Genomic DNA, 12005 nt, shown 5'->3' with positions numbered 1-12005 from the left:
TTGTTGCAGGCAGGCCCAGGCTGATTGTTATGGGAGCCCGGTCGTTACAGTAGGCCGGTCGTTATAGAATGCCGGCCGTTTCGAGATGAGGTGTGGGCGATGCAACTGGATGAACAGCGTTTCGGCGGAATCGCGCGGCTTTACGGCCGTGAGGGCCTGGAGCGGCTGGCGACCAGCCATGTCGCGGTGGTCGGGATCGGCGGCGTTGGCTCCTGGGCGGCCGAAGCCCTGGCGCGCAGCGGCGTGGGCGAGATTTCGCTGTTCGACCTGGACGACGTCTGCGTCACCAACACCAACCGCCAGGTGCATGCCATCCAGGGCGCCGTGGGCAAGCCCAAGGTCGAGGTGATGGCCGAGCGCCTGAAGGCCATCAACCCAGGCATCGTCGTACACGCTGTAGCCGATTTCGTTACCCGCGAGACCATGGCGGACTACATCACCCCCGAACTGGACTGCGTGATCGACTGCATCGACAGCGTCGCCGCCAAGGCCGCGCTGATCGCCTGGTGCAAGCGCCGCAAGCTGCAGATCATCACCACCGGTGGCGCGGGCGGCCAGGTGGACCCGACGCAGATCCAGGTCGCCGACCTGAACAAGACCTTCAACGACCCGCTGGCTGCCAAGGTCCGCTCGACGCTGCGCCGTGACTACAACTTCTCGCGCACGCCCGGTCGGCATTACAGCGTCCAGTGCGTGTTCTCCACCGAGCAGCTGCGCTATCCCAAGCCGGACGGCACTGTGTGCCAGTCCAAGAGTTTCGTTGGCGAGGGGGTGAAGCTGGACTGCGCCGGCGGCTTCGGCGCGGTGATGATGGTCACCGCGACCTTCGGCATGGTCGCGGCCGCGCGGGCCGTGGACAAGATCGTCGCTGGTGCGCGGCGGCCTTCGGAGCGCGTTGCGGAATAGAGCTATCTGTAGGAGCGAGCTTGCTCGCGAACGGGTTTCCCGGCAGCTACGGAATCAAGCGATTCGCGAGCAAGCTCGCTCCTACAAATCTCCGATCAGTTCCTGCATCCGTTTCAGCACGGCATTCAGGCCGTTGCTGCGCGACGGCGACAGTTGCCGGCCCAGCCCCAGTTGTTCGAACCAGCCCGGCAGATCAATGGTGGACAGCTCGTCCACCGGCAAGCCCTCCACCCGCACCAGCAGCAAGGCCAGCAGCCCGCGCAGCAGGCGCGCATCGCTGTAGGCGCGGAAGTGCCAGCGCTCGTCACGACGATCCGCCACCAGCCAGACGTTGCTTTCGCAGCCCTGCACGCGCTGCTCGTTGCCCAGTTCGGCTTCGCTCAGCGGCTCCAGGCGTTCGCCCCACTGCATCAGCAGGCGGGCGCGTTGTTCCCAGCCCAGCAGGGCGGTGAAGGCCTCCAGCGCCTCGGCGGCAGCGACGGGGAGGCTCATCGCAGCAGTTCCAGGGCGCTGTCCAGCGCGCCGAAGAAACGCTCGATATCCGTACCGTCGTTATACAGGCCGAGGGAGACGCGTAGGGCGCCCGCGACATCCAGGGTCTTCATCAACGGCATGGCGCAGTGGTGCCCGGCGCGCACGGCGATGCCCTGCTCGGTGAGCAGGTGGCCGAGGTCGGAGACGTGCACACCCTCGACCACGAAGCTGGCCAGCGCCACTTCCGGGGCGCCCAGCACGCGCACCCCGTCACGGGCGCGCAGGCCGGCCAGCAGGCGGGCATGGAGGAAGTCCTCGTGGGCGCTGACTTCGGCGCTGTCCTGCGCGGCCAGCCATTCCAGCGTGGCGCCCAGGGCGATCACCGGGCCGATAGGCGGGGTGCCGGCCTCGAAGCCCATGGGTGCGCTGTGGAACTGCGAGTCGAAGTAGTCCGCCACACGCACCATTTCGCCGCCGAACTGCCAGTGCGCCAGGCGCTCCAGCGCTTCCGGGCGACCCCAGAGCAGGCCGAGGCCTTCCGGGCCGTAGAGCTTGTGGCTGGAGCAGACGTAGAAGTCGCAGCCCAGCGCCGACAGGTTGTGCCGGCCGTGGACCACGCCCTGGGCGCCATCGACCACGCTTAATGCACCGTACTGGCGGGCCATCTGCAGCAGTTCCGGCAGCGGCTGCCAGGTGCCGAGCACGTTGGACAACTGGCTGACAGCGAGCAGGCGGGTGCGCGGGCAGATCAGGCTGGCGGCGCGGTTCAGATCAATGCGGCCGTCGGTGTCCAGCGGCAGGACCACCAGCTTCAGGCCACGGCGCTGCGCCAGTTGCTGCCAGGGCAGCAGGTTGGCGTGGTGTTCCAGCGCGCTGACGACGATCTCGTCGCCCGCCTGGAACCGGCCTTCCAGCCCGTACGCCAGCAGGTTCAGCGCTTCGGTGGCGCCGCGGGTGAAGATGATCTGCGCCGGGCTGCCGCCATTGAGCCAGTTGGCGGCCAGCGTGCGGGTCGCCTCGAAGGCTCGGGTGGCGCGCTCGCCGGGCAAGTGCTGGGCGCGGTGCACATTGGCAGCGCCGCTGACGTAGTAGCCGGCGAGGGCGTCGATCATGGCGCGCGGTTTCTGCGCGGTGGCGGCGCTGTCGAGGTAGGTCTGGCCTTCGGCCTCGAAGGCGGCGAGGGCCGGGAAGTCGGTGCGCCAGGGCGAGGGAATGGACATGGGCGTGCGGCCGGTTGTGGAGAATGGAAAACGGGGGCCGCAGCCCCCGCTTCTCAAAGCTTAGTGCGTACCCCGCGCGAGCGGGGCGCCCAGCTTAGTTGTGCGCGTGCAGCGCCTCGTTCAGCTCGATGGCAGTCTTGTTGGTCTTGCACTCGACTGCGCCGGTCTGGGAGTTGCGACGGAACAGCAGGTCAGCCTGGCCGGCCAGGTCGCGGCCCTTGACCACTTTCACGAGGTTGTTCTGGTCGTCCAGCACGGCGATCTTGGTGCCGGCGGTGACGTACAGGCCCGCCTCGACGATGTTGCGGTCGCCCAGCGGAATGCCGATGCCGGCGTTGGCGCCGATCAGGCAGCCCTCGCCGACGCTGATGACGATGTTGCCGCCGCCGGACAGGGTGCCCATGGTGGAGCAGCCGCCGCCCAGGTCCGAACCCTTGCCGACGAACACGCCAGCGGAGACGCGGCCTTCGATCATGCCCGGGCCTTCGGTGCCGCCGTTGAAATTGACGAAGCCTTCGTGCATCACGGTGGTGCCTTCACCGACGTAGGCGCCCAGGCGCACGCGGGCGGTGTCGGCGATACGCACGCCGGCCGGGACCACGTAGTCGGTCATCTTCGGGAATTTGTCGACGGAGAAGACTTCCAGCAGCTTGCCCTTCAGGCGCGCTTCCAGTTGCAGCTCGGCCAGTTCGGCCAGGTCGACGGCGCCCTGGTTGGTCCAGGCGACGTTGGGCAGCAGCGGGAAGATGCCGGTCAGGTTCAGGCCGTGGGGCTTGACCAGACGGTGCGACAGCAGGTGCAGCTTCAGGTACGCCTCCGGGGTGGAGCTGGGGGCGGCGTCTTCGGCCAGCAGGGTGGCGACCAGCGGCTTCTGGCTCTCGGCCAGGCGGTTGAGCAGGGCGGCCTGGGCGGCGTCGACGGTCTCGACGGCGTCGGCCAGCTGGTAGGCCTGGTGAGCGGTGAAGGCGATCGCCTGGTTGCCGCCTTCGTAGGCCAGCAGTGGGGCGATGGCAGCGACCAGTTCGGCGCTGGGGTTCAGCAGCGGCTGCGCGTAGAAGACTTCCAGCCAGTTGCCCTGGCGGTTCTGGGTGCCGACACCGAAAGCGATGCTGAACAGGGATTTCGACATTTGGGTATTTCCTTGCAAAGAGGTTCTTGGCGAATGAAGTCGGTCAGGCCGGACGGCGGCTGAGCAGCAGGCCCAGCCCGGCGCTGCCCAGCAGCGCGGCACAACCACGGTTGAACAGGCGCCGGGCGCGTGCGCCGGCGAGCAGCTTGCCGAGGCGGACCCCGGCGAGCCCGTAAAGGGCGATGGCCAGCCATTCCAGAAGCAGGAAGGCTGCGCCGAGTTGGGCGAATTGGGCGCCCACGGCCTGACGCGGATCGACGAACTGCGGCAGGAAAGCGGTGAAGATGAGGATTGCCTTGGGATTACCGGCGGCCACCCAGAACTCCTGGCGAGCCAGGCGCCACAGGCTGGTGGCGGGAGCCGGGGTGCCGTCCACCGACAGGTTCGCCGTCGGGGCGCGCCACAGCTGTACAGCGAGCCACAACAGGTAACCGGCGCCCACCAGCTTGATCGCCAGGAACAGCCAGGCCGAAGCCTGCAGCACCAGCGCCAGGCCGGAAGCGGCTAGGGCCAGCATTCCGGCGAAGGCGACCAGCCGGCCGCCGCCCGCAACGGTGGCGCGCAGCAGGCCGAAGCGTGCGGCATTGTTCAGCGACAGCAGGTTGTTCGGTCCCGGCGCCATATTCAGGGCGAAGCAGGCGGGGAGGAACAGGGCCCAGGCGATGCTCATCGTGGCGTTGCTCAGGCCAGTGCGGCGGCGTAGGCGTCGGGCTTGAAGCCGACCAGGGTACGGTCACCCAGGTCGAGCACCGGACGCTTGATCATCGACGGCTGGGCGACCATCAGTTCGATGGCCTTGTCCTGGTCGAGGTCGGCCTTCTGCGCGTCGTCGAGCTTGCGGAAGGTGGTGCCGGCGCGGTTCAGGACGGTTTCCCAGCCATGTTCGGTGCACCACTGGCGCAGGTGTTCGCGGTCGATGCCGCTACTCTTGTAGTCGTGGAAGGCGTAGTCGACGCCATGCTCTTCCAGCCACACGCGGGCTTTCTTCATGGTGTCGCAAGCCTTAATTCCATACAGCGTCCGCTCACTCACGGGGCGCTACTCCTTTTCGATGCTTTTTTCAGGCGCGGGATTATGCCATTTCCGCAGCGCTTGCGGGACGCCGCCGGGAGGTCGGTCGTTTGCAACAGTTTTTTGCCCATTGCGGGGCTGATCCGCCGCTCATCGGGTGCTTCAATGGAGAGCTGTGCTGGGAGTTCGTCGATGCAAACCGTTTACACCGTACTCATCCTGCTGCTGGTCGTGGGGGGAACCCGGCTCGCGGCGCAGTTGATCCCGCTGCCGCTGCCGCTGATCCAGATCGCCGCCGGCGCGATGTTGGCCTGGCCAAGCCTTGGGCTGCACGTCGGCCTGGACCCGGAACTGTTCATGTTCCTGTTCATCCCGCCGCTGCTGTTTGCCGATGGCTGGCGCATGCCCAAGGGCGAGTTCTGGAAGATGCGCTGGCCGATCCTCACCCTGGCCTTCGCCCTGGTGCTGTTCACCGTGGTCGGCGGCGGCGTGTTCATCCACCTGCTGATCCCCGAGGTTCCCTGGGCCGCGGCATTCGCGCTGGCGGCGGTGCTGTCGCCCACCGATGCGCTGGCAGTCTCGGCCATCGCCCAGAATCGCCTGCCCAGGCGCCTGATGCATGTGCTGCAGGGCGAGGCGCTGATGAACGACGCTTCCGGCCTGGTGGCGTTCAAGTTCGCCATCGCCGCCGCCCTGACCGGCACCTTCTCGCTGATGGATGCCAGCCTGAGCTTCCTGCTGGTGGCAGTCGGCGGCCTCGCCAGTGGTGTTTTTCTCAGCTGGCTGCTAGGGCGCATCCGCGCCTGGATGATCCGCCGCGGCTGGGATGATCCGGCTACCCACGTGGTGCTGATGCTGCTGTTGCCCTTCGCCTGCTACATGATCGCCGAGGAGCTGGGCGTCTCCGGCATTCTCGCGGCGGTGGCGGCGGGCATGATGCAGAGCTGGGTCGACCTGCTACCCCGGCAGACCAACACCCGCCTGCTCAACCGCAGCGTCTGGTCGATGTTGGAGTTCACCTTCAACGGCGTGGTGTTCCTGCTGCTGGGGTTGCAGCTGCCGGACATCCTCAAATCCGTCGCTCATCACGCCGACGATGTGATGTGGCGCTCTTCGCTGCTGCTGTTCTACGTGCTGGCGGTGTACGCGGTGCTGTTGCTGCTGCGCTTCGGTTGGGTCTGGTGCTACTGGAAGGTCTCCGTGCGCTTCGAGCAGTGGTGGGGCATCGAGCTGGGCGGCAAACCGGGCGAGCCGGTGCTGCGGCTGTCGGCCATCTCGGCGCTGGGCGGCGTGCGTGGGGCGGTGACCTTGGCGGGCGTGCTCTCGGTGCCCCTGTTGCTGCTTGATGGCACGGCCTTCCCGCAGCGCGACCTGATCATCTTCATCGCCGCCGGGGTGATCCTGGTGTCCCTGCTTTCGGCGACCATCGGCCTGCCCATTCTCCTGCGCGGCCTGCCGGTACGCAGCAACGACCAGCGCGAGCTGGAGGTCCAGGCGGTCTGGCGCAAGACGGCAGCGGCGGCCATTCACATGCTGGAAGGGGAGGAAATGGCCGCCAGCGAAGGAGGCGGCGATGCCGATGAGACGGCGCGGCTGGCAGAGATGAAGGCCAAGCTGATGGCCGAGTACCGCCACGAGCTGGACCCGGCGCCGGACAGCAAGGAAGCCCGTGAGCGTGCTCGTGCCCTGGAGCTGGCCGACCAGGCGCTACGCATCAAAGCGCTGCGCGCGCAGCGGCTGGAGCTGTATCGGATGCGCCGCGAACACGAGATCGACGACGAGACCATGCGCGAGGTGCTGGGCGAACTGGATAACCAGGAGGCCTGGGTGACCAGCAAGGCAGGGCGCTGGGTGTGACGAGCTCTTCATAGGGGCGAGCTTGCTCGCGAAACCAGTTACCCGACGGATTCGGAGCTGGGCGGTTCGCGAGCAATAACGATGGCGTCCCCCTCGCTCCTACAAGGATTGTTCAGGTTGCAGGGCGGAGAACCTGGACCGCGGATAACGCTGCCGCGTTATCCGGCCTACCAGTGCAGAGGGTTAGAGGCTCTGCACGTACTGCTTGATGCGCTCGGCCGCTTCCACGCATTCGGCCAGCGGAGCCACCAGCGCCATGCGCACGCGGTTGGCGCCGGGGTTCTCGCCGTTCACTTCGCGAGACAGGTAGGAGCCTGGCACCACGGTGACGTGCTGCTGGTCGAACAGGCCACGGCAGAACTCGGTATCGGCCACCGGGGTTTTCGCCCACAGGTAGAAGCTCCCGTCCGGGCGCTGCACGTCGAGCACGCCGCCGAGGATGTCCAGCACGGCATCGAACTTCTCGCGGTACAGGTCGCGGTTGGCGCGTACATGGTCCTCGTCCTTCCAGGCCGCGACGCTGGCCAGCTGGGTCTGAACCGGCATGGCGCAGCCGTGGTAGGTGCGGTAGAGGAGGAATTTCTTCAGCACCTCGGCGTCACCGGCGACGAAGCCTGAACGCAGGCCCGGCAGGTTGGAGCGCTTGGACAGACTGTGGAACACCACGCAGCGCGCAAAGTCCGAGCGGCCCAGTTCGGCGCAGGCGGTCAGCAGGCCGGCCGGCGGGTTCTGTTCGTCGAAGTACAACTCGCTGTAGCACTCGTCGGCGGCGATCACGAAGTCGTGCTCGTCGGCCAGGGCGATCAGTTTCTTCAGGGTTTCCAGCGGGACCAGCGCGCCCGTGGGGTTGCCCGGCGAGCAGAGGAAAAGAATCTCGCAGCGCGCCCAGACGTCCGCCGGAACGGCGTCGAAGTCCGGGTTGAAGCCGTTATCTTCCAGGCACGGCAGGTAGTGCGGCTCGGCGCCGGCCAGCAGGGCTGCGCCCTCGTAGATCTGGTAGAACGGGTTCGGACTGATTACCAGGCCCTTGGCATTGCGGTCCACTACGGTCTGGGTGAAGGCGAACAGCGCCTCACGGGTGCCGTTCACCGGCAGCACGTGGCGCGCGGCGTCCAGCCAGCCGGCTGGCACCTTGAAGCGGCGCTCGCACCAGGCGGCGATGGCTTCGCGCAGGGCGGGGATGCCCAGCGTGGTCGGGTAGACAGCCAACTGGTCGAGGTTGTCGGCCAGGGCCTTGGCCACGAAGTCGGGCGAGCGGTGCTTGGGTTCGCCGATGGACAGCGCGATGGGCTTGAGTTCCGCCGGCGGCTGGGCGCCGGCCAGCAGTGCGCGGAGCTTCTCGAAGGGGTAGGGCTGGAGCGAGTCAAGGGCAGGGTTCATGGCAAGGCTCTTTCTTTCTGAATGCTGACTAGATACTGATGCGCACCGGCATGCTCGGCTGGCCGCCGTCGGAGAGGATGTCCACCAGGGCGGTCTGGATGCGCTTGCACAGCTCCGGGTCCGACAGCGGCTGGTTGTGCGCGTCGGTGACGAAGAACACGTCCTCCACGCGCTCGCCCAGGGTGGCGATCTTGGCGTTCTGCACCGACAGGTCGAAGTCCAGGAACAGCCCGCCGATGCGCGCCAGCAGGCCGGGGCGGTCCGGTGCGGTCACCTCCAGCACGCTGACCTGACGGGCCGCGTCGGTGGAAATGGTCACCTGCGGATTGAAGGCGAAGTGCTTCAGCTGGCGCGGGACGCGGCGCTGGATGATGGTCGGGTACTCGTCCGGGTCCTTCAGGGCATTGACCAGACCCTCGCGAATTTCCTCGACCCGGCTGGGATTGTTGCCGATCGAGCCGCCATCGGCATCGAGCACAATGTAGGTGTCGAGGGTGAACAGGCTGGTGGAAGTGATGATCCGCGCATCCTGAATGTTCAGGTTGAGCTGGTCCATCGCCGCCACGGTCACGGCGAAGAAGTCGTGCTGGTCGCCGGCATAAATGAAAATCTGCGTGCCGCCCTCGAACTCGCGCTGCGCGGTTTCCTTGATCAGCACCAGCGGGGTGCCGTCGTCCGGATGCTGGAGGATGGCTTCGGTGTGCCAGGCGACGTCCGCCGCGCTGTGGCGCAGGAAGTAATCGTCGCCCAGCTGGCTCCAGAGCTGCTCGGCGTCGTCCTGGTCGATGCCGCCGCGCACCAGGATGTCGATGGCCGCGCTCTGCGTCTGGCGGATCTGCTCCTCGCGGTCCACCGGGTTCTCCAGGCCGCGGCGCAGCGCGCGCTTGGTCTCGGTGTAGAGCTGGCGCAGCAGGCTGGCGCGCCAGGAGTTCCACAGCGTCGGGTTGGTGGCGTTGATGTCGGCCACGGTGAGCACGTAGAGGTAGTCCAGGTAGGTCTGGTTGCCCATCAACTGGGCGAAGTCGTAGATCACCTGTGGATCGGACAGGTCCTTGCGCTGGGCCGTGGTGGACATGATCAGGTGGTTCTGCACCAGCCAGGACACCAGGTTGGTGTCCCACGGCGGCAACTGGTGGCGCTGGCAGAAGTGCTCGGCGTCCACCGCGCCCAGTTCCGAGTGGTCGCCGCCGCGGCCCTTGGCGATGTCGTGGTAGAGGCCGGCGATGTAGATCAGCTCCGGCTTGGGCAGGCGCTCCATGATCTTGCTGGCCAGCTGGTACTTCTCGGCCATGTCCGGGCGGCGCAGCTTGCGCAGGTGCTTGATCAGGTTGAGGGTGTGCGCGTCGACTGTATAGATGTGGAACAGATCGTGCTGCATCTGCCCGACGATCAAGCCGAATTCCGGCAGGTAGCGGCCGAGGATGCCGTAGCGGTTCATTCGCCGCAGGTTGCGGTGGATGCCTTCCTGACACTTGAACAGCTCGATGAACAGGCTGGTGTTGCGGATGTCGTGGCGGAAGTCGTCGTCGATCAGGTGACGGCTGTCGCGCAGCAGGCGAATGGTGTCGGCGCGCACGCCCTTGATCTCCGGGTGCTGGGCCAGCAGCACGAAGATTTCCAGCAGGGCGAACGGGGTGCGCTTGAAGACGTTGGCGTGGGTGACCTCCAGATAGCCGTCGCGCAACTGGAAGCGGCTGTTGAGCGACTGGATCTGGCCGTTCTCGCCGGCCCGCAGGATCACTTCCTCGAAGTGCTGGGTGATCAGGTCGTTCAGCTCGGAAACGGCCATCACCACCCGGTAGTACTTCTGCATGAAGCGCTCGACCGCCAGCTTGGCGTCGTTGCCTTCATAGCCGAGCAGCCCGGCGATGCGCCGCTGGTGGTCGAACAGCAGGCGGTCTTCGGCGCGGCCGGCGAGCATGTGCAGGGCATAGCGGACTTTCCAGAGGAATTCTTGGCTGGAGGCCAGCACCGCGCATTCGCTCTCCACCAGGAAGCCTTCGCGGACCAGGGCATGCAGGTTGAGGCTGCCGAAGTGGCGGCGGGCGACCCAGAGCAGGGTCTGGATGTCGCGCAGGCCGCCGGGCGACCCCTTTACGTTGGGTTCGAGGTTGTATTCGGTGTCATTGTATTTGGTGTGGCGGTGAATCTGTTCCTTGCGCTTGGCGAGGTAGAACTGTCCGCTGGGCCACATCTGCTTCGTGCTGGTGGCTTCGAGCATGCGCAGGCGCAGGCTGTCCGGGCCGGAGATGGTCCGGCACTCCATCAGGTTGGTGGCTACGGTGAGGTCTGCGCGCGCTTCCTCGGCGCACTCGGCCACCGAGCGCACGCTCTGGCCGACTTCCAGGCCGATGTCCCAGAGCAGGGTGAGGAAGCCCTCGATGGGCTCGCGGAAGCTTTCCTGGTCCTCGCTGTCGAGCAGGATCAGCAGGTCGATGTCCGAATGCGGGTGCAGTTCGCCGCGCCCGTAGCCGCCCACGGCGACCAGCGCGATGTCGGCGTCGTCGCCCCAGTCGAAGCGATTCCAAGCCTGCTGCAGGATCTGGTCGACGAACCAGGCGCGGTCCTCGATCAGTCGGCGGATGTCGCGGCCGCCATTGAAGCGGGCGTCGAGCACCTCGTTGGCCTGACGAATGGCCTTCTTGAAGGCGGCGATGGGGCTGGATTTGAGGGCCAGTTCCGCCTGGAACTGCCCACGGTCGAACAACTCGGGATCCACCTGCGGCATGGCGGCCTTCCTGATCAATGGCTTAGGGGAGGGCAGGGGCAAGAGGGCAACCGGGCCTGTGCGCATGGCGCCAGGCCCGATGGCTGTGCCGGGCCGGGATGTATGTTCTACCCAGCCGTCGGCGAGATTGCAAACCGCACAAAATCTGCTGCGCGTCGGCATAGCTGCGTTAAAAACAGGCGAGGACTGCTCATTTACAGCACGTAAACTCCGCGTCCTCGCCTGTTTTTGCCTTGTTCTGCTCTAGCTCGCAAGATTTTGAACAATCATTCAGGCTGAGGTGCGCGGGAAGCTTTCGTCGTTACGCAGGGTCAGGATCTCGTAGCCGTCGGCGGTGACCAGCACGGTGTGCTCCCACTGCGCGGACAGCTTGCGGTCCTTGGTGATGGCGGTCCAGCCGTCGCCCAGCAGGCGGGTTTCCGGTCGGCCCTGGTTGATCATCGGCTCGATGGTGAAGATCATGCCTTCCTTGAGTTCCAGGCCGGTGCCGGCGCGGCCGTAGTGCAGCACCTGCGGCTCCTCGTGGAATACCTGGCCGATGCCGTGGCCGCAGTACTCGCGCACCACGGAGAAGCCGTTCTTCTCGGCGTACTTCTGGATCACTTCGCCGATGTCGCCCAGGCGCGCGCCGGGCTTGACTACGTCGATGCCCTTGTACATGCATTCCTGGGTGACCTGGCACAGGCGGTCAGCCCATTCCGGGGTCTTGCCGACGGAGAACATCTTGCTGGTGTCGCCGTGGTAGCCGTCCTTGATCACGGTGACGTCGATATTGACGATGTCACCTTCCTTGAGCGGCTTCTCGTTGGGGATGCCGTGGCACACCACGTGGTTGATCGAGGTGCAGATGGATTTGGGGAAGCCCTTGTAGTTCAGCGGCGCGGGAATGGCCTTCTGCACGTTGACGATGTAGTCGTGGCAGATACGGTCCAGTTCGTCGGTGGTGACGCCGGGCTTGACGTGTTCGCCGATCATTTCCAGCACTTCGGCGGCCAGACGGCCGGCGACGCGCATTTTCTCGATGTCTTCGGGCGTCTTGATGGTGACGGTCATGCGACTTCTCTTCAGGCGCTGCGTACGCGCGGGTAAATGAGAGGAATACGCAAGTCTATCAGATTCGGCGCCTTTCTATTAAGCGTAGGTGGCCGAGGGTGCTGCCCAGGCGAGGCGGCGGTGAAAGTGCCAGGCGTCCTCTCGGGTTTTGTTCTGGCCGAGGTTGTGGTATAAAGCGCCCCGCTCTGAAGGCTACGGCCATTTCGGAGCATTAACCCACACATGCATCGACACGATGGCCTGGGTG

General features: G+C 66.0%; 10 protein-coding genes. 2 read left to right on the top strand and 8 right to left on the bottom strand.

Annotated elements, in window-relative coordinates; translation table 11 throughout:
- Positions 1–99: 99 nt before the first annotated feature.
- Positions 100–906 carry a tRNA cyclic N6-threonylcarbamoyladenosine(37) synthase TcdA gene (tcdA, locus tag ACIPK7_RS09135; RefSeq protein ID WP_192431838.1) on the top strand — a complete coding sequence of 269 codons (807 nt, stop codon included), beginning with the start codon at positions 100–102 and terminating at the stop codon, positions 904–906.
- A gap of 81 nt (positions 907–987) precedes the next feature.
- On the opposite strand, the gene ACIPK7_RS09130 is transcribed toward tcdA, so the two are convergent.
- From ACIPK7_RS09130 to ACIPK7_RS09110, 5 genes are all read right to left on the bottom strand, one after another.
- Positions 988–1398 carry a SufE family protein gene (locus tag ACIPK7_RS09130; RefSeq protein WP_401087258.1) on the bottom strand — a complete coding sequence of 137 codons (411 nt, stop codon included), beginning with the start codon at positions 1396–1398 and terminating at the stop codon, positions 988–990.
- A complete protein-coding gene (locus ACIPK7_RS09125) occupies positions 1395–2600 on the bottom strand; it encodes an aminotransferase class V-fold PLP-dependent enzyme (RefSeq protein WP_401087256.1) in 1206 nt (401 codons plus the stop codon). Before ACIPK7_RS09125 ends, ACIPK7_RS09130 begins: the two co-directional genes overlap by 4 nt.
- 94 nt (positions 2601–2694) lie before the next feature.
- Positions 2695–3729: a 2,3,4,5-tetrahydropyridine-2,6-dicarboxylate N-succinyltransferase gene (gene dapD, locus ACIPK7_RS09120; RefSeq protein ID WP_081517880.1), complete on the bottom strand. Its 1035-nt coding sequence runs from the start codon at positions 3727–3729 to the stop codon at positions 2695–2697.
- A gap of 43 nt (positions 3730–3772) precedes the next feature.
- Positions 3773–4399 (bottom strand): LysE family translocator, encoded by a 627-nt coding sequence (locus ACIPK7_RS09115; protein WP_192404103.1) that lies wholly within the window; start codon positions 4397–4399, stop codon positions 3773–3775.
- An 11-nt stretch (positions 4400–4410) separates the two neighbouring features.
- Positions 4411–4761, bottom strand: a complete 351-nt coding sequence (locus ACIPK7_RS09110; protein WP_081517882.1) for an ArsC family reductase — start codon at positions 4759–4761, stop codon at positions 4411–4413.
- A gap of 171 nt (positions 4762–4932) precedes the next feature.
- On the opposite strand from ACIPK7_RS09110, the gene ACIPK7_RS09105 reads away from it, so the two are divergent.
- Positions 4933–6597, top strand: coding sequence for a Na+/H+ antiporter (locus ACIPK7_RS09105; protein ID WP_401087253.1), 1665 nt, complete (start codon positions 4933–4935; stop codon positions 6595–6597).
- 183 nt (positions 6598–6780) lie between these two features.
- Here the strand turns inward: ACIPK7_RS09105 and dapC are convergent, their stop codons facing one another.
- The 3 genes from dapC to map all read right to left on the bottom strand — a co-directional run bounded on the left by dapC (position 6781) and on the right by map (position 11773).
- Positions 6781–7977, bottom strand: coding sequence for a succinyldiaminopimelate transaminase (dapC, locus tag ACIPK7_RS09100; protein ID WP_192431843.1), 1197 nt, complete (start codon positions 7975–7977; stop codon positions 6781–6783).
- A 28-nt stretch (positions 7978–8005) separates the two neighbouring features.
- On the bottom strand, positions 8006–10705 hold the full coding sequence (locus ACIPK7_RS09095; RefSeq protein WP_401087251.1) for a [protein-PII] uridylyltransferase: 2700 nt from the start codon (positions 10703–10705) through the stop codon (positions 8006–8008).
- 270 nt (positions 10706–10975) lie between these two features.
- Positions 10976–11773 (bottom strand): type I methionyl aminopeptidase, encoded by a 798-nt coding sequence (gene map, locus ACIPK7_RS09090; protein WP_401087399.1) that lies wholly within the window; start codon positions 11771–11773, stop codon positions 10976–10978.
- Positions 11774–12005 lie beyond the last annotated feature (232 nt).

Source organism: Pseudomonas sp. NPDC086581, assembly GCF_044746165.1.
Classification (GTDB): Bacteria; Pseudomonadota; Gammaproteobacteria; order Pseudomonadales; family Pseudomonadaceae; genus Pseudomonas.
This window is presented reverse-complemented; position numbering and strand designations above follow the sequence as displayed.

Bases quoted from the DNA above. Each gene is read 5' to 3' on its own strand.
- tcdA (WP_192431838.1), top strand. From the start codon at position 100: ATGCAACTGGATGAACAGCGTTTCGGCGGAATCGCGCGGCTTTACGGC.
- ACIPK7_RS09130 (WP_401087258.1), bottom strand. From the start codon at position 1,398: ATGAGCCTCCCCGTCGCTGCCGCCGAGGCGCTGGAGGCCTTCACCGCC.
- ACIPK7_RS09125 (WP_401087256.1), bottom strand. From the start codon at position 2,600: ATGTCCATTCCCTCGCCCTGGCGCACCGACTTCCCGGCCCTCGCCGCC.
- dapD (WP_081517880.1), bottom strand. From the start codon at position 3,729: ATGTCGAAATCCCTGTTCAGCATCGCTTTCGGTGTCGGCACCCAGAAC.
- ACIPK7_RS09115 (WP_192404103.1), bottom strand. From the start codon at position 4,399: ATGAGCATCGCCTGGGCCCTGTTCCTCCCCGCCTGCTTCGCCCTGAAT.
- ACIPK7_RS09105 (WP_401087253.1), top strand. From the start codon at position 4,933: ATGCAAACCGTTTACACCGTACTCATCCTGCTGCTGGTCGTGGGGGGA.
- dapC (WP_192431843.1), bottom strand. From the start codon at position 7,977: ATGAACCCTGCCCTTGACTCGCTCCAGCCCTACCCCTTCGAGAAGCTC.
- ACIPK7_RS09095 (WP_401087251.1), bottom strand. From the start codon at position 10,705: ATGCCGCAGGTGGATCCCGAGTTGTTCGACCGTGGGCAGTTCCAGGCG.